Raw genomic sequence first — 20,198 nt, 5'->3', positions numbered from 1 at the left:
GGTCGGTCGCGCCTGACGCCACCCCCGAGCCGCGACCTTCTCACCGCACGAGACGATGTGAACGGCTCGGCCGACGTCTCCGCGCCGGTGCGGCGTGAGCGGCGTCAGGCGGCGACGCGCGCGGCGATCGCGTCGGCGAACCGGTCGAGCGATCCCGGCGCGAGGGCGAGGAACAGCGACGGCTCGGTGAGCTCGAGCTCGATGACGACGACGCCGCCGTCGTTGCCCGTCACGACGTCGACGCGCGCGTACAGGAAGCTCGCCACGTCCCCGCCGCCGACCGCGTCGGCCGCCGCCGCGAGCGCGCGGCGCGAGACGTCGAGCTGCTCCTCGGTCGCGGTGAACGGGCTCATCTCCTCCTGCTGGTAGAGGCCGCGGGTCGGGCGGTGCGGGCCGGTGAGGAGCGCGTTCTTGCGCACGGCGTGGGAGAACTCGCCGTCGACGAAGACGAGGCCCGTCTCGCCCGCGGTGTCGACGCTCGTCACGTACGGCTGCACCATGACCTCCCGGCCCGAGACCAGCAGGTTCTTCGCGTGCTGGATCGCGAGCCCGCGCGAGTGCGCCTCGCCGGCCTGGTACCGGCCGGTGTCCTTGGCCCCCGCGCTGACGACCGGCTTGATGACGAAGTCGCCCTGGGCGGGCAGCCGCGTGTGGATCGCGCGCGAGGACAGGTTGCGTGCCGGGTCGAGCCACAGCGTCGGGATGACGGGGATCCCCGCGCCCTCCAGCTCGCGCAGGTAGCCCTTGTCGGTGTTCCAGCGCAGCACGGCCTCCGCGTTGAGGATGCGCGGGACGCGCGTCGCCCACGCGACGAACTCGTCGCGCCGGGCCGAGTAGTCCCACGTCGAGCGCACGACGACGGCGTCGAACGCGCCCCAGTCGACGTCCGGGTCGTCCCAGACGGCGGGCTGCGCGGCGACGCCGCGGGCGTCGAGCGCGCGCACGAGCGGCGCGTCGTCGGGGTCCAGGTGCGGCAGCACGGAGCACGTCGCGAGGGCGACGCGCGGGGCGGAGGTCTCGGTCGTCACGCCCCGAGCCTAGGGGACGGGACCGTCGCGCGGGCGCCCCGGCCCCCTGTGACCCGCTCGGCCTGGGCGACGCGCCCCCGCCGCCCGTGACGTCGCGCGCTACAGCCCGTACTCCTCGAGGAAGCGCAGCCAGACCTCGCTCACCGTCGGGTACGACGGCACCGCGTGCCACAGGCGCCGCAGCGGGACCTCGCCCACGACGGCGATCGTCGCGGCGTGCAGCATCTCCGCCGCGTCGGGGCCGACGAAGGTGGCGCCCACCACGACCTCGCGCGCGGCGTCGACGACGAGCTGGGCGCTGCCGGCGTAGTCCTCGGCGCGCACCGCGGCGCCGGAGACGTTCGCGAGGTCGTACCGCACGACCCGCACGTCGATCCCGGCCTCGCGGGCGGACGCCTCGGTGTGCCCGACGGCCGCGACCTCGGGGCGCGTGAAGACGACCTGCGGGGACGCGACGCCGTCGGCCGTCGCCGCGAACCGCGACCACGGCTCGGGCGCGGACCCGACGGCGGGCGCCTGCTCCCCGGCGGTCGGCGCCCCGTCGGCGTCCGCGTCGCCGAAGCGGGCCGCGACGACGTCGCCCACGACCCGGCCCTGGTACTTGCCCTGGTGGGTCGTCGCGACCCGCCCGGTGACGTCGCCCGCGGCGTACAGCCAGCCGCCGGCCCCCTCGACGCCGTCCGGCCCCACCCCTCGGACGAGCATCGTGTCGTCGACGTCGAGCGCGCGCCCCGGGACGAGCCCGACGGCGTCGACGCCGAGGTCCTGGGTCCGCGGGACACGACCGGTCGCGACGAGCACCCGCTCCGCGGTCACGGGCGACAGGTCCGGTGCCTTGCCGGCGCCGCCCGCGCCCCGCCGCGACCCGACGGCCGACAGCGTGAGGCGCGCCCCGCCGTCGGGCAGGGTCTCGACCGACTCGGTGCCCACGCCGAGGCGCACGTCCACGCCGAGCTCCCGGAGGGACGCGGCCACCGCCTCGCCCGCCCACGGCTCGGTCCGGCCGAGCAGGCCGCCGCGCGACAGCACGGTGACGCGGGACCCGAGGTCGGTGAACGCGACAGCCATCTCGGTCGCGACCACTCCCCCGCCCACGATCACGAGCGACTCCGGCACGTCCTCCACCGCCGTCGCCTCGCGGCTCGTCCAGGGGTTCGCGTCGACGAGGCCGGGCACGTCCGGGAGCACGGGGACGCTCCCCGTCGCCACGATCACCGCGTGCCGGGCCGCGAGCCGTCGCGTCCGCGGGAGCCCGTCCGGGTCGGCGTCGGGCTCCTCGGCGACGACCTCGACGAGGCGCGGCCCGACGATCCGGCCCAGGCCGCGCACGAGCGTGATCCCGGCGCCCTCGACCCACGAGACCTGACCACCGTCGTCCCAGTCCGCCACCATCGCGTCGCGGCGCGCGAGGACGGCGGGGACGTCGAGCGCGTCGTCGACGCCCACCCCGGGGACGCCCCGCGCCTCGGCGCGCGCCGCGCCGGGACGCAGGAGCGTCTTCGAGGGGATGCAGGCCCAGTACGAGCACTCGCCGCCGACCAGCTCGGCCTCGACGAGCGCAACGCTCAGGCCCGTGCGCCCGGCGCGGTCGGCGGCGTTCTCCCCGACGGGTCCGCCGCCGATCACGATCACGTCGTAGGTGTCGTCGGGCGCGGTCGGCTGCTGCGGGTCGCTCGTCATGGGCCCATCCTCACGCGGTGACGCGGTCGGCGCTCAGCGGGACGTCGGCGGGCTCATCGGCGGGCTCGTCGGCGGGCTCAGGCGACGCGCGCCTCGTCGAGCCGGTCGAGGACCTGCCGGACGGTCTCGGCGACGGTCCACCGGGTCGTGTCGAGGTGCAGGCCGCCGGGGGTCTCCCGCGCCGCGGCCGCGAACTCGCCCGGCGTCCACTCCCCGTACGCCTGCTTGTGCCGGGCCGCGTCGCGCGCGGCGAGCGTCGCGGCGTCGGGCGCGAGCACGACGGCGTAGCACGGGCGGGTGCGCACGCGCGCCGTGAACCGCTCCAGGTCGGGCCCCAGCAGGATGTCCTGGACGACGGCGACCACGCCGGCCATGGCGTACGTGTCCGCGGCCTGGGCCGCGAGCCGCTGTCGCAGGTCGAGCTGGGCGCGGGCCGCGGGCGACAGGGGCGGCTCCATCGACGCCTGACCGCTCACGACGAACCGCCGGAACAGGTCGCCGCGCACGTGCGCCGCGAGCGGGAACGTCCGTGCGAGCGCCTCGGCGACGGTCGACTTGCCCGAGGCCATCGCCCCCGTGACCACGAGGACGGGCGCCGGGGTCGCCGCGGGAGCGACCGCGTCGGGTGGGGTCGGAGAGGTCATGGCGCGACCGTACGTCGCCGGCCGTGCCCACGGCGACGGGATTGCGGCGCGAGGAGTCGCCGGCGGGGCGAGACGGCAGCGCGCGCGTCGACCGGACCACCGGACGCGCGGACACCCCCGGTCCGACCGGACCGGGGGTGTCCTCGTGGGGAGCGGACGAGCGTCCCGCTAGTGCGTGACCGCCTTCTCGGCCCCCGCGCCCGTGAGCGAGCGGACCTCCATCTCGGCGAACTTCTCCGGGTGCGGCTTCTCCTTGCTGAGCAGCGTCCCGAGGATCCCCAGCAGGAACGCGAGCGGGATGGAGACGATGCCGGGGTTGCTCAGCGGGAAGATCGCGAAGTCGATGTCGGTGTTCTTGATCATCGACAGGCTCGCGCCGGTGACCGGGTCGACCTTGCCGGACACGACCGGCGAGAACGCGATGAGCACGACGCACGAGACGAGCCCGCCGTACATGCTCCACAGCGCCCCGGACGTGTTGAACCGCTTCCAGAACAGCGAGTAGAGGATCGTCGGGAGGTTCGCGCTCGCGGCGACCGCGAACGCGAGCGCCACGAGGAACGCCACGTTCTGGCCCTGGGCGAAGATGCCGCCGAGGATCGCGAGGATCCCGATGACGACGACGGTGATGCGCGCGACCTTGACCTCGCCGTCGGGCTTCACCTCGCCCCGCTTGATGACGTTGGCGTAGATGTCGTGCGCGAAGCTCGCCGCCGCGGTGATCGTCAGTCCCGCCACGACGGCGAGGATCGTCGCGAAAGCGACGGCGGAGATGAAGCCGAGCAGGATCTCCCCGCCGAGCGCGAACGCGAGCAGCGGCGCCGCCGAGTTCACTCCGCCTGGTGCGGCGCTGATCGTCTCCGGTCCCACGAGCGCCCCGGCGCCGTACCCCAGCACGAGCGTGAACAGGTAGAAGATGCCGATGAGCCAGATCGCCCAGACGACCGAGCGACGGGCCTCCTTGGCCGAGGGCACGGTGTAGAAGCGCATGAGCACGTGCGGCAGCCCGGCCGTGCCGAGCACGAGGGCCAGGGCGAGCGAGAGGAAGTCGAGCTTGGTCGTGCCTGTCGCGCCGTACTGCTTGCCCGGCTCGATGAGCGCCTCGCCGCCGGCGCCCGCCTTGTCGATCGCACCCTGGAGCAGGTCGGAGAGGTTGAAGCCGAACTTGGCGAGCACCCAGACCGTCATGACGGCGGCGCCCGCGATGAGCAGCACGGCCTTGATGATCTGCACCCACGTGGTGCCCTTCATGCCGCCGACCAGCACGTAGAGGATCATGAGCGCGCCCACGACCGCGACGACGACGCTCTGCCCCGCCGTCGAGGAGACGCCGAGCAGGAGGGCCACGAGCCCGCCCGCCCCCGCCATCTGGGCGAGCAGGTAGAAGAACACGACGGCCAGGGTCGCGAGGGCGGCCGCCATGCGCACGGGGCGCTGCTTGAGCCGGAACGACAGCACGTCGGCCATCGTGAACTTCCCGGTGTTGCGCAGCAGCTCGGCGACGAGCAGCAGCGCGACGAGCCACGCGACGAGGAACCCGATCGAGTAGAGGAAGCCGTCGTACCCGTTGATCGCGATGGCGCCGCAGATCCCGAGGAAGCTCGCCGCGGAGAGGTAGTCGCCCGCGATGGCGGTGCCGTTCTGCGGGCCGGTGAACGAGCGCCCGCCCGCGTAGTAGTCCGCGGCGGACTTGTTCTGCCGCGACGCGCGCAGCACGATGACGAGCGTCACGGCGACGAAGACGCCGAAGATCGCGACGTTGACGACCGGGTTCCCGACGTCGGTGGCCTCCGCGGCCAGGAGGTGAGCGCTCACAGCTCGTCCTCCTCGATCTCCCGGCGCAGCTCGTCGGCCGCGGCGTCGAAGCGCTTGTTGGCCCAGCGCGCGTAGATCATGGTGATCGCGAACGTGGACACGAACTGGCCGAGGCCGAAGAGCAGCCCGACCGTGATGTTCCCCCACACCCGGATGCTCATGAAGTCGTGCGCGTAGTTCGCCAGCAGGACGTAGACGAAGTACCACACGAGGAACAGCGCGGTCATCGGGAACACGAAGTTCCGGAAGCGTCTGCGCAGGTCCTGGAACTCGGGCGAGCGTTGCACGCGCTGGTAGTCGGTCTCTTCGGCGGGCCCCGTTCCGGGGCCGGCCGTCACGTCGGTCATGACGCCTCCGTTGGCTCATTCCGTGGACTGACACAGAGCCCGCACCCGCAGACGGCCACCTGTCGACGCGACCGCACGCGACGCTGCGTGCCCGGGGCGACGTTCCGCCCCCGGCACAATGTGCCGTAGATCACTTCTGTCCGCAAGAACCGGGCGCGGCCGGTCGGCCGCCGGCCCCCGACGCGTCAGACGCGCACGTACTCCAGGTCGGTGATGGCGCGGCCGGCGTTCTCGCCCTTGCGCTCGAACCCGGTGAGCACGCGGCCCTCGAAGCGCGGCGCCACGCCGCGCGGGCCGTGGACGTTGCGCAGCCCGGGCGCGGCGTCGAGAACGTCGATCATCTGCTCCGCGTACTCGGCCCAGTCGGTGGCGAGCCGGAGCGTGCCACCGGGCCGGCCGTCGTCGTCCTCCCCGGGGGCCCGCAGCACGCGCTCGGCGAGCGCCGCGAACGACGGCGTCACGAGGCGGCGCTTGTGGTGGCGTGACTTGTGCCAGGGGTCGGGGAAGAACACCCACAGCTCGTCGACGCTCCCTGCGGGCAGCGTCGTGGCCAGCAGCTCGGCCGCGTTCGCCTGGACGAGGCGCACGTTCGTCAGGTCGCGCTGGGACGCGCGCAGCACGGTCTGCGCGAGGCCCGGGGTGTAGACCTCGACGGCGAGGAAGTCGGTGCCCGGATCGCGCTCGGCCGCGGCGACCACGGCCTCGCCCTGGCCCGAGCCGATCTCCACGACGAGGCGTCCGCCGCGGCCGAAGGCGCCCACGACGTCGAGCACGTACGCCGGGTCCACCGACGTCCGCGCCACGTCACGCGGCACGTCGACGACGTAGCGGTCGCCGTACGCGTCCCACGCCCGCTGCTGACGCGGCGCCAGGCGCCCGCTGCGCCGCACGAACGACACGGGCTGGGTCCGGTAGCGCGGACGGGCGACGTCGTCCGAGAGGTCGGCCGCGTCGTCGCCGGGCGTCACGCGCGGCGCGCCGGTCAGGTGGGCGTCGAGGGTCTCGGGGGTCGGTTCGGGCACCGCACCAGGGTACGGGCGCCTCGCGCGAGGGCGTACCGCGCGAGGCGCCCTGCGGCGTCCGTCAGACGTACGACGCGTATGCCGGCAGGTCGAGGACGCCGTTGCCCGACAGCCCGAGGACGATCACCTCGGGCTCGGTCGCCGCGCGCGCGTGCGCGACCGCGGCCGCGACGGCGTGCGTCGACTCGGGCGCCGGGATGATGCCCTCGCTGCGCGCGAAGAGCGTCCCGGCGGTGAACGCCTCGTCCTGGTCGACGGCGATCGCGTCCATGAGCCCGAGGTTCACCGCGTGCGACACCATCGGCGACATGCCGTGGTAGCGCAGCCCGCCCGCGTGGATCGCCGGGGGGACGAAGTCCTTGCCGAGCGTGTGCATCTTGAGCAGCGGCGTGAGGCCCGCGACGTCACCGAAGTCGTAGCGGTACTCGCCCTGGGTCAGCGACGGGCACGCGGCGGGCTCGCACGCGACGAGCCGCGTCGTCGTGCCCTCGCGCAGGTTGCGACCCAGGAACGGGAACGTCAGGCCCGCGAGGTTGGACCCGCCGCCCGCGCACCCGAACACCACGTCGGGCGCGCCCTCGCCCGCCTCGTCGAGCTGGACGAGCGCCTCCTGGCCGATGACGCTCTGGTGCAGCATGACGTGGTTGAGCACGCTCCCCAGCGCGTAGTGCGCCGCGGGGTCCTTGGCCGCGGTCTCCACGGCCTCGCTGATCGCCATGCCGAGCGACCCGGTCGTCTCCGGGTCGGCGGCGAGCATCGCGCGCCCGGCGTCGGTGAGGTCCGACGGCGACGGGTGGCAGATCCCGCCGTAGACCTCCATCTGCGCACGGCGGTACGGCTTGGAGTCGTAGGACGCACGCACCTGCCACACCTCGACGTCGAGCCCGAGGAGCGCGCCCGCGAACGACAGCGAGGCGCCCCACTGGCCCGCGCCCGTCTCGGTCGTGAGCTTCGTCGTGCCCTCGAGCGCGTTGTAGTACGCCTGCGCGACCGCGGTGTTCGGCTTGTGCGAGCCGACCGGGCTCACGCCCTCGTACTTGTAGTAGATCCGGGCCGGGGTGCCCAGGGCCCGCTCGAGGCGTCGCGCGCGCACGAGCGGAGACGGCCGCCACAGCGCGTAGATCTCCCGGATCGTCTGCGGGATCTCGACGTAGCGCTCGGTCGTCACCTCCTGCTGGACGAGCGCGAGCGGGAACAGCGGCGCGAGGTCGTCGGGCGTGAGGGGCTCGCGCGTGCCGGGGTGCAGGTGCGGCGGCACGGGCTCGGGCAGGTCCGCGGCGAGGTTGTACCAGTGCGTCGGGACGGTCGAGGGCACCTCGGCGCCGGTCGGCTCGAGAGACCGGACGGGGACGGGAGACTGCTGTGTCGTCATTCTGGGGGCTCCAGCTCAGGTACGGCCGTTGGGCCGACGACGCGTGCTCCGGGGTCCGCCGAGGCCGCCCACGTCGTCGGGGCACGGCCGGATGAGGTCACCGGCCGTCAGGCGGCCGGCCACCAGAGGGTCACGGACGGGTACGTCACGCCGCCGACCCTACCCCGGCGTGCGCGGTCGGGACATCGCCGGCAGGGACCAGCGGCACCGGCCGAGGGACGATCGGCTCTCGCGCGCGCGAGGGCCCGGGAGATGGGATGGGACCAGGACGCCGGACGACGGCAGTGCCGGCGCAGACGGAAGGAGCCGTCATGGTCAGCAACCACGTTCCCGGCCGGTTCGAGGGCCGCACCGCGATCGTCACCGGCGCGGGCGCCGGGATCGGGCGCGCGACGGTCGAGCGGCTGCTCGCGGAGGGCGCGCGCGTCGTCGCGACGGACGTCCGGGAGGACCGCCTGGAGAAGCTCGTCGCGGACGTCGGCACGGACGCCCTCGTGACGGTCGCGGGAGACGTGAGCGCGCAGACCACGGTCGACGCGGTGGTCGCCGCCGCGGACGGCCGGGTGGACGCGCTCGCCAACGTCGCCGGGATCATGGACGGCTTCCTGCCGAGCGCCGAGGTCGACGACTCGACCTGGGACCTCGTCCTGGCCGTCAACGTCACGGCCGTCATGCGGCTCACACGCGCGGTCCTGCCGCTCATGCTCGACGCCGGGAAGGGGTCGATCGTCAACGTCGGGTCCGAGGCGGGGTCGCGCGCGTCGGCCTCCGGCACCGCCTACGCGACGTCGAAGCACGCGATCGTCGGCTTCACGAAGAGCACGGCGTTCTTCTACACCCCGCGGGGCGTGCGGGCGAACGTCGTCGCGCCCGGCGCCGTCGCGACGAGCATCGAGGCGCCCTTCCGCTCGCAGCTCGCCGGCGAGCGGCTCGGCCCGGTCATGGCGACGACCGTCCCGCCCGCCGCGAGCGCCGACGAGCTCGCCGCGGCGATCACGTGGCTGCTCTCGGACGACTCGGCCAACGTCTCCGGCGCCGTGCTGCACAGCGACGGCGGCTGGGCCGCCGTCTGACCTCGGCGCGCCGACCTCGACGCGCCCGCCGCGCGGCACGGCGGAGCGGCCCCCGGACCGTCGGGTCCGGGGGTCGCCCTCATCTCCCGCAGCGCGTGCCGTGGCGAGCGCCGCGGAACGGCGTCACCGCGTCAGGAGCGGCTCAGCCGCACGCGAGCGCGTCGAACGCGACGTCGCTCGCGAACGCGCGGCCCGCGCCGCTCGCGGCCACGTCCGCGCTGCCCGCGGCGACCTGCGTCGAGCGGACCGCGAACGCCTGGTACGCCGACGCGCCGGGCTGCACGGCCGTGATTGTGCGCTCGCCGTACGGCGTGCTCAGCGTGACGTCGACCGGCACGGTGTCGGCGTTGGTCGCGCGGACCGCGACGTACGCCGCGCCCGCCATGCACTGGCTGCGCGCCGTCGTCGAGACGACGAGGCCGTCCTGGACGGGGGCCGTCGTGAACGTGGTGACCGGCGACACGGCCGTGCCACCGCCCGCGCTCGTCGCCGTGACGACCCACGCGTGCAGGGCCCCGGCGTCGAGACCGTCCCAGGTCACACGCGCGACCTCGCCCGACGGGACGGCGACGCTCCCGATCTCCTCGGCCGGGGCGTAGAGCGCCACGGCGTCCGTCACGAGGGTGGTCGTGCGGGTCGTGAGGTCGACCGGCACCGTGAAGTCGTCCTCGAGCCCGTTGTAGCGCTTGCGGTCGTCGTACTCCGTGGCGCCGAAGTTCTCGAGCCACGGCGAGTACGTGTCGACGACGAGCTCGGAACGGTCGACGTCGAACTGGAGCAGGCGCAGGTAGCTCGACCCGAGCCGCAGGCCCTGGTCGGGCGCGTAGCCGCCGATCTCGGTGAGGCCGGCCTCCTCCGCGGTGACCTCGTAGAACTGGTAGTCCGCGAGCAGCTCGACGACCCCGTTGCCCGGCGTGCCGACGTCGCGCTTCACGTTGATCCCCACGCCGTGCTCGTGGCCGGAGAGCACGAGGAAGACGTTCGGGTTCGGCTCGACGACCTTCGAGTACAGCAGCCGCCCGTCCGGCGTGGAGAAGGGTGCCCCACGGCCGTCGGGGTTGGTGCTCGGCGCGAGGTAGTCGTGCGCGAGGAGGATCGCGTTGCGGTCGGCGAACTGCTCCAGCACGCCGTCGGCCCAGGCGGCCTCCTCGTCGGTCACGCCGTAGGAGAGGTACACCGCGACGAAGTCCAGGCCGCCGGCCGTGAACAGGTCGTAGTGGTTCTGGTTGTCGCCCTCGCGCCACGGGCCGCCGTAGGACGCGTCCTGCCACCCGGCCGACAGCGCCTCGTACCGGTCGGGGCCGTAGTACGCGTTGTAGAGCGCGCCGGGACCGTTGTCGGCGCCCGTGAGGTTGTCGTGGTTGCCCGCCAGGACGCCGTTGGGGATGCCCGCGTCGTCGAGCAGGCGCTGGGCGGACGACGAGAACTCGTACTCGCCGCGGACCTGGGCCGCCATCGCGTCGTCGGCCGGCGTGCGCGTGTAGTTCTCGACGATGTCGCCCGTGTGCGCGACGTACTCGATGCCTCGCTCGTCGGCGTTGTCGACGACCCACTGCACGAGGTCGGTGTAGGTCTTCGCCCAGACCGCGCGCTCCTCGGCGGTCTCCTGCTCGACGGCCCCCTCGGACAGGTACTGCGTGTCCGTGAAGTGGACCATCGAGAAGTCGTACGCGTCGCGGTCCGCGAACGACGTCGGCTCCTCGGTGCCGACGCCGTCGTCGATGTCGTCGGCGAACGGGTCGGTGCCGGTGACGAGGACGTGCACCGTACCCTGCGTCGCGTGCCGCGCGGACAGCGTGGCCGTGAGGCTCGTCGGCCCCTCGACGGCACCGCGCGCGGAGACGAGCGGCTCCCAGGCCGCGCCGTCCCAGACGTGGAGCGTCGCGAGGCGCTGCGGGTCGATCACGCCGTCCCAGCGGACGGTCTGCCCGGCCACGTCGCCCTCCGCCGGGATCTCGAAGCGCTGGAACGCGACGTCGGCGGCGGGCGCCGCGTCGAGCGTCGCGCCGTCGCCCGGGACGAGCGCGTCGACGTCGGCCGGGCTCTCGCCCTCGACGTGCAGCACGTCCGTGGGCACCGCGGCGGTCTCGCCCTGCGCCGCGACGACGGGCGCGCGCACGTCGGCGCGTGCGAACGTCGCCGTGACGTCGCCGCCGCCGGGGGCGCTCACGCGCGCCCCGAGCTCGACGGAGCCCTCGACCCCGGTCGTCCCGGTCGCAGGAGCGAGGTCGGTCGGGACGTCGGGGACCCCGAGGCTCGTGAAGGCGATCTCGTGCGTGCTCGCGTTGCCGAGCACGTCCGTCGCCGTGACGACGAGCGCGTGCGCCCCGGGCTCGAGGCCCGGGCCGACGAGCGCGCCCGCCTCGACGACCTCCCCGTCGAGCGTGACGGCCGGGCCCTCGAGCACGCCCGAGGCGTCCGTGAGCTCGACCGCGAGGCTGGTCGCCGTGGCGAGCTCCGCCCCGGCGGCCGGCGTGCTCGACGCGACGGCGGGGCCCGTGTTGTCCGTCGTGACCGTGCGCCGGGCCGTCGCGCCCGCCGCGGTCGAGGAGGACAGGACGTGCTCGCCGTCGGCGAGGGCGACGGTGTCGAGCTCCGCACGCAGGCCGGGCGCGGGGGCGTCGGCGGCGGGGACGACGTCGAACGTGAGGACGGCCTCGCGCGGCTTGGTCGCGCTCGATCCGCAGTCGCCGTCGCCGAGCGAGTACGACGACGCGACGTCGACCGGGGTCGCGGTGCCGTGGCTCGGCACGAGGCCGATGCCCGAGATCGCGAAGTCGTCCCGGTTGTCGCCGCACGCGGTCGGGTAGGTCCCGGTGACGAACCGGACGGTGTTGCGCCCGGCGGCCAGGTACGCGTTGGGCACGTCGACGCGCACGGTCTCGCTCACGTAGTCGCGGTCGACGAGGTCGATGCGCTGGCCGTTGACGAGCAGGTGGTTCGCGTAGCGGGCCTCGATCGAGTTCGAGCCCACGGTGAAGACGAACTGCGACGAGCCGGCGCCGAGGGTCGCGGTCGTGGTGAGGGGCGCGCCGTCGACCTCGATCCCCGTCGGGGCGTCGCCTCCGGCGGGCGGGGTCGCGAGGACGGTCCGCGTGCCGTTGAGGAGCTCGCCGTCCGCCGGGGTCAGGGCCGGCGCGCCGGGCGCGGAGTTGTTCACGGTCACGCCGCTCGTCGCGGTCTGGCCCGACGCGGTCGTGGCCGTGAGGGTGTGCGCGCCGTTCTCGAGCGTCGTCGTGTCGAGCTCCGCCGCGAGGCCGGTCGTCGCGGCGGGGTCCTGGGCGACCGTGAACGTCAGGTCGGCCGTCAGGACGCGGGACGTGTTCGTCCCGCACGAGCCGTCGCCGAACTGGTAGGTGAAACGGTTGCCGGAGCCGTCGGCGACCTCGCCGAGCAGCTCGAGCGAGACCTCGGTGAGGTCGAAGTCGTCGTAGTTCGAGCCGCACGACGTGGGGACGGCGCCCACGACGAACCGCACCGCGTTCTCCCCCTGCACGAGCAGGTCGTTCGGCACGTCGAGCGCCACACGCTCGGAGACCATGTCGCGGTCGAGGTCGAGTCGCGTGCCGTTGACGAGCACGTAGCTGCCGTAGCGCTTCTCGATCGAGTTGCTGCCGACGTCGAACAGGAGACGCGCCGTGGCGGGGGTCGCCGTGGCGCCCGCGAGCGGCCGGCCGTCGACGGCCAGCTCGCGGACCGGGTCGCCGGCCAGGACGGGCTGCGCCGTGACGGTCACCGTGCCGTCCAGGTACGTCCCGGGGGTGGGGTGGAGCACCGGCGTCCCGCTCGGCTCCTCGGCCGTCGCGGCGGCGCGCTGCGTCGGCGCGCGGTCGGCGGCCACGGCAGCCGTCACGGGGAGCGCGGTTCCCACGGCGAGGCTCGCGCCGACCACGGCGGCGAGCCCTCGGCGTCTTCTCCGGGTGCGGGGCGTGTGCACAGGCGTGCGCATCGGTGTGTCCTTTCGTCGTCGACAGGCGAAGGCACGACCGGTCCGACGTCCGCGGCGGGCGCACCCGTACCGGACCATTCCGGGCACGGGTGAACTCTCGGACGAGACGGGACGAACGCGGTCCGAACGACGGGAGACGGTCCGGTGCCCGACACGGTGACGGGGCGGACGACAGGACGCCCGGCGGAGGCGCGCGACGACGGCGGCACGGGCACGGCGGGTCCGGGACGACGCAGGCCGCCCACCCGGAGGGTGGACGGCCTGGTCAGGAAGGGTGCGCCATCAGGGACTCGAACCCCGAACCCGCTGATTAAGAGTCAGCTGCTCTGCCAATTGAGCTAATGGCGCGCGAGAGGGAACACTACCAGCGGCTGCGGGTCGTCCTGCACGAGGAGTTCCGCTCCCGCCGCCGCCCCGGTCCCTCGACCGGCACGGCTCAGGCCGCCCGCCATGCGGACGGCCCGATCGGTGGTGGTGCGCCATCAGGGACTCGAACCCCGAACCCGCTGATTAAGAGTCAGCTGCTCTGCCAATTGAGCTAATGGCGCGCGAGAGAAAACACTAGCAGCCGGGGGCGCGCCGGGAAAATCCGTTCCGCCCGCTCCCGTGTGACGTCGGCGACAGCTCCCGGGCGCCCGTCCGACGACGACCCCGCGGGACGGTTCAGAGGTACAGGCCGGTCGGGCCGTCCTCCTCGAGCTCCTGGGAGACCGCGTGCACGTCGCGCTCCCGCAGCAGCACGAGGTCCCGCCCCCCGAGCTCGACTTCCGCGCGGTCGTCCGGGTCGAACAGGACGCGGTCGCCCACCGCCACCTGGCGCACGTGCTCACCAGCGGCGACGACGACGGCCCACGCCAGACGCTTGGGGCCGACAGCCGTCGCGGGGATGACGAGGCCCGCCGAGCTCTGGCGCTCGCTCGCGTCGACCTCCGGGTCGACGAGGAGCCGGTCGTGCAGCATCCGGATCGGCAGGTCACGGGCCGCCGGCCGGGCCGAGGACGGGCGGGTCGAGGACGTAGAGGGGGCGGACGTCGTCTTGCTCACAGCCACAACGCTACCGGTGCCACGACACCTCACCTACGCTCGAACCCACACCCTGGCCGGACCGAAGGAGATCCATGTCCACGCGCCTCACCGTCGGCGACACCGCTCCCGACTTCACCCTGCCCGCCGCCGACGGCAGCACCGTCACGCTCTCCGACCTGCGCGGCAAGCACGTCGTCGTCTACTTCTACCCGGCCGCCGGCACCCCCGGCTGCACGACCGAGGCGTGCGACTTCCGCGACAGCCTCGCCTCGCTCCAGGGCGCGGGGTACTCGGTCGTCGGCGTCTCCCCCGACCCCGTGGACAAGATCGCGGCGTTCGTCGAGGCCGAGCACCTCACGTTCCCGCTCGTCTCCGACGTCGACAAGGCGGTCCTCGAGGCCTACGGCGCGTGGGGCGAGAAGAAGCTCTACGGGAAGACGGTCGTGGGCGTCATCCGCTCGACGGTCGTCGTCGACCCGGAGGGCAAGGTCGAGCTCGCCCAGTACAACGTCAAGGCGACGGGCCACGTCGCCAAGCTGCGCCGCGACCTGGGCATCGACCCCAAGTAGTCGCCGCGGTGCGAGCGCTGGGTCCCCGCACGAGCGCTGCGTCCCCGGACGCATCGACCGACCGGGGACGCAGCGCTCGCGCCGTAGAATGACCTCCGCGCGCGAGTGGCGTAACTGGCAGCCGCGCCAGGTTTAGGTCCTGGTGTCCTCGGACGTGCGGGTTCGAGTCCCGCCTCGCGCACCGTCACGTGGTCGCGTCAGTTCCGGGCGCAGGCCATGAGCAGGTTGCCGTCGGGGTCCCGGAACTGCAGGAACGAGACGCTACCGATGTCCTGCACGTCCCCGACCACCTCGACGCCGAGAGAGTCGAGGTGCGCTCGCACGGCGACGAGGTCGTCGACCCACCAGAAGAACCGCGGCGGCCCGTCGGCCGTGAAGTCGGCGACCGTGCCGTCCAGTGCGAGGCCGACCTCTCCGAGTGCCGGGAGGTCGTGGATCGTCCCGTCGTGCGCCGTCCGCCCCTCGTCGGGCAGACCGAGCAGCGCGCGGTACCACGTGACTGCTGCGGCCACGTCCCGGACGGGGACGAAGACCTGGCCGACGCGGTTGGTGAGGGGCGAGCCGTTCGTCGTCATGCCCGCACCCTAGGACCCCGAGGCGCACCGCGACAGCACCACTTCGCAGACCGCCGAGGCCCTGCGAGGGGGATTCACCCGGCCGCCAACTGGACGCCCGTCCAGTTGGACGGCTAGCCTGGGGTCAGAGCCGGTGCCCGCACCATTGCCCCCTGCCGGTGCGGGCACCGGCTTCTTCCGTCGAGGCGCATCCTGCGCGCGCACGACGGCCTCTGACCGAGACGCGAACGGCCCGGCACCTCGAGGTGCCGGGCCGTTCGCGTGCGCGCAGGCGAGTCAGGCGTCCTGCGCCGGGGTGCCGTCGTTCGCCGCGGCGATCTGGCGACGGACGTCCTCCATGTCGAGCCCCTTCACGGCGTCCACGACCTGCTTGAGCGCGGGAGCGGGGAGCGCGCCCGGCTGGGAGAAGACGAGGATGCCCTCGCGGAAGGCCATGAGCGTCGGGATCGACGTGATGTTCGCGGCGGCGGCCAGACCGCGCTCCGCCTCGGTGTCGATCTTGCCGTGCACCACGTCCGGGTTCTCCTCCGACGACGCCTCGAACACGGGGGCGAACATCTTGCACGGTCCGCACCAGTCGGCCCAGAAGTCGACGAGGACGATGTCGTTCTCCGTGATCGTCTGCTCGAAGGTGGACTCGGTGAGCGTCTGCGTGGCCATGGATGATCCTCCTGGGACGTGGGGGTGTCTGCCTCGTAGAGCAACGATCTTCGCCCACGTATTCCCCTCGCGCCTCGACCGCGGCACGCGCCGACCCCGCCCCGCGCCCGACCAGCCTCTACGCTGCCCCTGTGACGAACGCCACCGCCTCCCCTCGGCTCTCGCGCGCGACGATCGCCGGCTACGCCGCCGGCTCCGTCGGCACCGGGGGCTTCGGCACCTTGCCCGGCCTCGTGCTGCTCGTGTACCTGACCGACGCGCTCGCGGTCCCTGCCGCCGTCGCGGGACTCATCGTCACGGGGGCGAAGGTCTGGGACGTCGTCATCGACCCGTTCATCGGGTACGGCTCCGACCGCGACCTGGCCCGCACCGGCTCGCGCCGGCGCTTCATGACGATCGGCGCCCTCACGCTGCCCGTCTTCTTCGCGCTGACCTTCGCCGTCCCCGCCGCGGCTGGGCCGACCGCCGCGGCGATCTGGGTGCTCGTCGCGTTCCTCCTCGCCGCGACGTCGTTCTCCCTCTTCCAGGTCCCCTACATCGCCCTGCCGGCCGAGCTCGACCCCACCTACGACGGCCGCACACGGCTGCTCGCGTGGCGCGTCGCGGCGCTCGCCTTCGCCATCCTGCTGTTCGGCGCCGGCGGGCCCGCGCTGCGCGGGGGCGGCGACTCGACCTCGGGCTACCTCGTCATGGGCGTCGTGTCCGGCGTGGTCATCGGCGCGGGCATGCTCGTCGCCACCCGCGTCGCCCCCCGGTCCGGCCGCTCGGGCACCACGGGTGGCTCGGCGCCGGTCGCGGGCACGACGCCGCTCGCCCCCGCCGCCTCGACGTCCGCCTCGCGCGCGTGGACCCTCGCGGTCCGCGAGGCGTTCGACGCGCTGCGCCGCTCGCGGCCGTTCCGCACGCTGCTCGCCGCGTTCTTCCTCCAGGCGGTCGCCACCGGCCTCATGCTCGCGGGGGCGGCGTACGTCGCGCGGTACGTGCTGCACGACGAGGCCGCGGTGAGCTACCTCTTCGCCGCACTCATCGCGCCCGCCCTGCTCTGCATGCCGCTGTGGACGCGGCTCGCGCGCCGCGACGGGAAGGAGCGCGGGTTCGTCGTCGCCACGGCGCTCTTCGCCGTCGCCGCGCTCGGCATGGTCCCGCTCCTGTGGTCCCCCGGCGCCTGGGTGTACGTCCCGACGGCGCTCGCCGGGATCGCCTACGCGGGCATGCAGGCGCTCCCGCTCGCGATGCTCCCGGACGTCATCGCCCATGACGCACGCACGCACGGCGAGGGCCGCGGCGGGGCGTTCAGCGGCGTCTGGACCGCGGGCGAGACCACGGGCATGGCGCTCGGCGCCGCCGTGCTCTCGCTCGTCCTCGGGGTCACGGGCTACGTGTCGACGCGCGCCGGCGAGACCGTCGCGCAGCCGGACGCCGCCGTCGACGGCATCGCCCTGGCGTTCTCGGTCGTTCCCGCGGTCCTCGTGCTGGCGAGCCTCGTACCGCTCGTACGGTACGGTCTGCGCAAGGGGGACATCGACGACACAGCACCGGAGCTGCCGCGTGACCACGCCCCCACCGACCGAGCCCGCGACTGACCCGTCCTCGGAGCGCCCCGGCGGGGCGCCGACGGGCGAGGTCCCCCTGCGCACGGACGGGATCCTCGACCGGCTCGCCGCGCTCCGCGCCGCCGACGCCCCCACGCACGGGGGCCGCGTCCTGTCCTACGTCTACGACCCGGGCCTCGCCGAGCTCGACGAGCTCGCCGCCGCCGCCGCGCGCGCGGTCCAGCCCGTCAACGGCCTGGACCCGACGACCTTCACGTCGGTCGCCGTCATGGAGTCCGAGCTCGTCGCGTTCGCCCGGGGCATGCTCCGCGGACCCGTCGCGGGGCCGGACGCGGTCGTGGGCTCGGTGACCTCCGGTGGCACCGAGAGCTGCCTGCTCGCGGTGAAGATCGCCCGCGACGCCGCGCGCGCGGCCCGGCCCGGCGTACGCCCCCGCGTCGTCGCGCCGGTGAGCGTGCACGCGGCGTTCCGCAAGGCCGCGCAGTACCTCGACGTCGACCTCACGCTCGTGCCGGTCGACCCCGCGACCGGGACCCTCGCGGCCGCCGACCTCGTCGCGGAGCTCGACGGCCCGGAGGTCGCGCTGGTCGTCGTGTCCGCACCGTCGTACCCGCACGGCGTCGTCGACCCGGTCGCCGACGTCGCCGCCGCCGCCTCCGCGCGCGGCGTGCCGGTGCACGTGGACGCGTGCGTCGGCGGGTGGGTCCTGCCGTTCTGGGAGGGCGCGGGCGGCGAGCCGGTGCCGGCCTTCGACTTCTCGGTGCCCGGCGTGACGAGCATCTCCGCCGACGTGCACAAGTACGGCTACGCGCCCAAGGGCACGTCGGTCCTGCTCGTCCGCGGCCGCGACCGCCAGCGCCGCCAGTTCTTCGCGACCACGGGCTGGCCCGGCTATCCGGTGGTCAACCCGACGACGTCGGGCTCGCGCTCGGGGGCCCCGCTCGCGGCGGCGTGGGCGGTGAGCCAGGCCCTCGGCACGGCCGGGTACACGGCCCTCACCGCGCGCTGCGTGCGGGCGACCCGGGCCCTGCGCGAGGCGATCGACGGGATCGACGGGCTGCGCGTCGTCGGCCACCCGACCGGTCCCCTGGTCGCGGTGGCCTGCGACGAGTCCGTCCCGGCCGCGCGGCAGGTCGACCCGCACCACTGGGCCGACGCCGTCCGGTTACTCGGGTGGGTCCTCCAGCCGCAGCCGGGGCTCGCGCAGGACGACGGCACTCACCTGCCGCACACGACCCACCTCACGGTCACCCCGGTGACGGAGGCCGGCCTCGACGACCTCGTGGCGGCGCTCGTCCAGGGCGCCGACGTCGTGCGCGGCGAGCCACGCCCGGACGTGAGCGCCGTCCTCGGCGCCCTCGCCGGGGCCTTCACCGCGGCGCCGGGCGACGCCCGGGCGGAGCCCACCGCGGACGCCGTCTGGGGGGCGCTGCTCGCGGCGCTCGCCGCGGACGACGGGGAGCGCCGCGGCACGAGCCGCTCCGTCCTGCCCGACCGGCTCGCACCGCTCATGGCGGTCATGGAGGTGCTGCCGGCGCCCGTCGCAGAGCGCGCCCTCGTCGAGATCGTCGCGCGGGTCGCCGAGCCGCCCTCCGAGCCCGGCGCGCCGTGAGCGGACTCGCCCCGTCGCACCGCACGGGGTAGAACAGTCGCGTGACCGACACCGCCGACTTCACGCCCGACGACTTCTCCCACGAGAACCCGCGACCCGCGGGCTGGCTCAGCCCGGAGGAGATCGCGGTGGCACGCGCGCAGCTCCCGCTCGTCTACGTCGACGCCGTCCCGGTGCGGGTCGACGACTCGGGGGACGTCGTCGCCGTCGGGCTCCTGCTGCGCGTGACGCCCGAGGGCATGATGACGCGCGCCCTCGTCTCGGGCCGCGTCATGTTCCACGAGCGCATCCGCGACGCCCTGCTGCGGCACATCGAGAAGGACCTCGGCCCGGTCGCGCTCCCCCAGGTCCCCGCGTCGCCGCAGCCGTTCACGGTCGCCGAGTACTTCCCGACGCCCGGCATCACCTCCTACCACGACCCCCGCCAGCACGCGGTGTCCCTCGCGTACGTCGTCCCGGTGACGGGCGACTGCCGCCCGCAGCAGAACGCGCTCGAGCTCGCGTGGCTCACGCCCGAGCAGGCGTGCAGCGACGAGGTGCAGCTCGAGATGCGCGGCGGCCAGGGGGTGCTGCTGCGCCAGGCGATGGCATACGTGGGCCGCCTCCCGTGACGGGTGCACCCCGCGTCCCGGCGGCCGGACGCCGGGTCGCCGTCGCGCGGGTGCTCCACGCGCTCGTGGCGCTCGCCGCGCTCACGGGCGTCGTCATGGAGCTCGTCATCGCGCTCGTCGACGGACCCGGCACCGCACCGAGCCAGGCCGAGCGCCTCGTGCGTCTCTTCTCCTACTTCACGATCCAGTCGAACCTGCTCGTCGGGGTCGCCTCGCTCCTCCTCGCGGTGCGGCCCGAGCGCGACGGCCCGGTGTTCCGCGTCGCCCACCTCGACGCGCTGCTGTGCATCGCCGTCACCGGCATCGTCTACAACACCGTGCTCCGCGGCCTCGCCGAGCTGAGCGCCGCCGGCCAGGTCTCGAACCTGCTCCTGCACCTGCTCGCGCCCGTGCTCGCGGTCGCCGCGTGGCTCCTCGTCGGGCCGCGCCCCCGGGTCGACGCCGCGACGGTGTGGTGGTCGGTCGCCTACCCCCTCGCGTGGATCGCGTACACGTTCGTCCGAGGCGCCGTCGTCGGCTGGTACCCCTACCCCTTCCTCGACGTGGCGGCCTTGGGGCTCGCGCGATCCCTGGTCAACACCGCGGTCGTCGCCGTCGTCTTCCTCCTCCTCGCGTGGCTCGTGCGCCTCGTCGACGCGCGGCTGCGCCCGGCCCCCTGACGC

General features: G+C 74.2%; 17 protein-coding genes and 3 tRNA genes. 7 read left to right on the top strand and 13 right to left on the bottom strand.

The annotated features are described in order from the left end of the window. Positions 1-104 precede the first annotated feature (104 nt). From A0J59_RS20530 to A0J59_RS20500, 7 genes are all read right to left on the bottom strand, one after another. Positions 105-1,028: a RimK family alpha-L-glutamate ligase gene (locus tag A0J59_RS20530; RefSeq protein ID WP_047233215.1), complete on the bottom strand. Its 924-nt coding sequence runs from the start codon at positions 1,026-1,028 to the stop codon at positions 105-107. Between the two features lie 99 nt (positions 1,029-1,127). Further along, on the bottom strand, positions 1,128-2,708 hold the full coding sequence (locus A0J59_RS20525) for an NAD(P)/FAD-dependent oxidoreductase (RefSeq protein WP_064317296.1): 1,581 nt from the start codon (positions 2,706-2,708) through the stop codon (positions 1,128-1,130). A 77-nt stretch (positions 2,709-2,785) separates the two neighbouring features. Beyond that, positions 2,786-3,352, bottom strand: a complete 567-nt coding sequence (locus A0J59_RS20520; protein ID WP_064317295.1) for an AAA family ATPase — start codon at positions 3,350-3,352, stop codon at positions 2,786-2,788. Positions 3,353-3,520: 168 nt separating this feature from the next. Next, positions 3,521-5,167, bottom strand: a complete 1,647-nt coding sequence (locus A0J59_RS20515) for a cation acetate symporter (protein ID WP_047233218.1) — start codon at positions 5,165-5,167, stop codon at positions 3,521-3,523. After that, complete coding sequence (locus A0J59_RS20510; protein ID WP_047233219.1) at positions 5,164-5,514, bottom strand: DUF485 domain-containing protein; 351 nt, start codon at positions 5,512-5,514, stop codon at positions 5,164-5,166. Before A0J59_RS20510 ends, A0J59_RS20515 begins: the two co-directional genes overlap by 4 nt. 185 nt (positions 5,515-5,699) lie before the next feature. Continuing rightward, positions 5,700-6,536: a tRNA (guanosine(46)-N7)-methyltransferase TrmB gene (gene trmB, locus A0J59_RS20505; RefSeq protein WP_255365388.1), complete on the bottom strand. Its 837-nt coding sequence runs from the start codon at positions 6,534-6,536 to the stop codon at positions 5,700-5,702. A 61-nt stretch (positions 6,537-6,597) separates the two neighbouring features. Then, positions 6,598-7,908 carry a TrpB-like pyridoxal phosphate-dependent enzyme gene (locus A0J59_RS20500; RefSeq protein ID WP_064317294.1) on the bottom strand — a complete coding sequence of 437 codons (1,311 nt, stop codon included), beginning with the start codon at positions 7,906-7,908 and terminating at the stop codon, positions 6,598-6,600. A gap of 311 nt (positions 7,909-8,219) precedes the next feature. Here A0J59_RS20500 and A0J59_RS20495 point away from each other — a divergent pair, with 311 nt between their 5' ends. Further along, the gene (locus A0J59_RS20495; protein WP_047233221.1) at positions 8,220-8,981 is read left to right on the top strand and encodes an SDR family NAD(P)-dependent oxidoreductase; all 762 of its coding nucleotides are present in this window, start codon (positions 8,220-8,222) and stop codon (positions 8,979-8,981) included. 142 nt (positions 8,982-9,123) lie between these two features. Here the strand turns inward: A0J59_RS20495 and A0J59_RS20490 are convergent, their stop codons facing one another. The 4 genes from A0J59_RS20490 to A0J59_RS20475 all read right to left on the bottom strand — a co-directional run bounded on the left by A0J59_RS20490 (position 9,124) and on the right by A0J59_RS20475 (position 13,890). Further along, positions 9,124-12,930: a metallophosphoesterase gene (locus tag A0J59_RS20490; protein ID WP_156533216.1), complete on the bottom strand. Its 3,807-nt coding sequence runs from the start codon at positions 12,928-12,930 to the stop codon at positions 9,124-9,126. 275 nt (positions 12,931-13,205) lie between these two features. Then, a tRNA-Lys gene (locus tag A0J59_RS20485) sits at positions 13,206-13,278 on the bottom strand. 124 nt (positions 13,279-13,402) lie between these two features. Beyond that, positions 13,403-13,478 (bottom strand) — tRNA-Lys (locus A0J59_RS20480). 115 nt (positions 13,479-13,593) lie between these two features. Then, positions 13,594-13,890, bottom strand: coding sequence for a co-chaperone GroES (locus A0J59_RS20475; RefSeq protein ID WP_047233222.1), 297 nt, complete (start codon positions 13,888-13,890; stop codon positions 13,594-13,596). A 158-nt stretch (positions 13,891-14,048) separates the two neighbouring features. On the opposite strand from A0J59_RS20475, the gene bcp reads away from it, so the two are divergent. Together bcp and A0J59_RS20465 are read left to right on the top strand one after the other, a co-directional pair. Then, positions 14,049-14,525 (top strand): thioredoxin-dependent thiol peroxidase, encoded by a 477-nt coding sequence (gene bcp / locus A0J59_RS20470; RefSeq protein ID WP_053371063.1) that lies wholly within the window; start codon positions 14,049-14,051, stop codon positions 14,523-14,525. Positions 14,526-14,624: 99 nt separating this feature from the next. Beyond that, positions 14,625-14,706: transfer RNA gene (locus A0J59_RS20465), tRNA-Leu, on the top strand. Between the two features lie 16 nt (positions 14,707-14,722). Here A0J59_RS20465 and A0J59_RS20460 read toward each other — a convergent pair. Together A0J59_RS20460 and trxA are read right to left on the bottom strand one after the other, a co-directional pair. Beyond that, positions 14,723-15,100 carry a VOC family protein gene (locus A0J59_RS20460; RefSeq protein WP_053371064.1) on the bottom strand — a complete coding sequence of 126 codons (378 nt, stop codon included), beginning with the start codon at positions 15,098-15,100 and terminating at the stop codon, positions 14,723-14,725. A gap of 276 nt (positions 15,101-15,376) precedes the next feature. After that, positions 15,377-15,760: a thioredoxin gene (gene trxA, locus A0J59_RS20455; RefSeq protein WP_047233225.1), complete on the bottom strand. Its 384-nt coding sequence runs from the start codon at positions 15,758-15,760 to the stop codon at positions 15,377-15,379. Positions 15,761-15,891: 131 nt separating this feature from the next. Between trxA and A0J59_RS20450 the strand changes: the two genes are divergently transcribed. From A0J59_RS20450 to A0J59_RS20435, 4 genes are read left to right on the top strand one after another with little or no spacing between them, the layout of a single operon-like run. Continuing rightward, positions 15,892-17,343: an MFS transporter gene (locus tag A0J59_RS20450; RefSeq protein WP_064317292.1), complete on the top strand. Its 1,452-nt coding sequence runs from the start codon at positions 15,892-15,894 to the stop codon at positions 17,341-17,343. After that, positions 17,309-18,925, top strand: coding sequence for an aminotransferase class V-fold PLP-dependent enzyme (locus A0J59_RS20445; RefSeq protein ID WP_082919224.1), 1,617 nt, complete (start codon positions 17,309-17,311; stop codon positions 18,923-18,925). Before A0J59_RS20450 ends, A0J59_RS20445 begins: the two co-directional genes overlap by 35 nt. Before the next feature lie 41 nt (positions 18,926-18,966). Further along, positions 18,967-19,536 carry an NUDIX hydrolase family protein gene (locus tag A0J59_RS20440; RefSeq protein ID WP_047233227.1) on the top strand — a complete coding sequence of 190 codons (570 nt, stop codon included), beginning with the start codon at positions 18,967-18,969 and terminating at the stop codon, positions 19,534-19,536. Further along, on the top strand, positions 19,533-20,195 hold the full coding sequence (locus tag A0J59_RS20435; RefSeq protein WP_064317291.1) for a Pr6Pr family membrane protein: 663 nt from the start codon (positions 19,533-19,535) through the stop codon (positions 20,193-20,195). Before A0J59_RS20440 ends, A0J59_RS20435 begins: the two co-directional genes overlap by 4 nt. Positions 20,196-20,198 lie beyond the last annotated feature (3 nt).

The organism is Cellulosimicrobium sp. I38E (assembly GCF_001647255.1).
Classification (GTDB): domain Bacteria; phylum Actinomycetota; class Actinomycetes; order Actinomycetales; family Cellulomonadaceae; genus Cellulosimicrobium; species Cellulosimicrobium cellulans_E.
The sequence above is the reverse complement of the archived record's forward strand: the minus strand, read 5'-3'. Positions and strand labels throughout refer to the sequence as shown.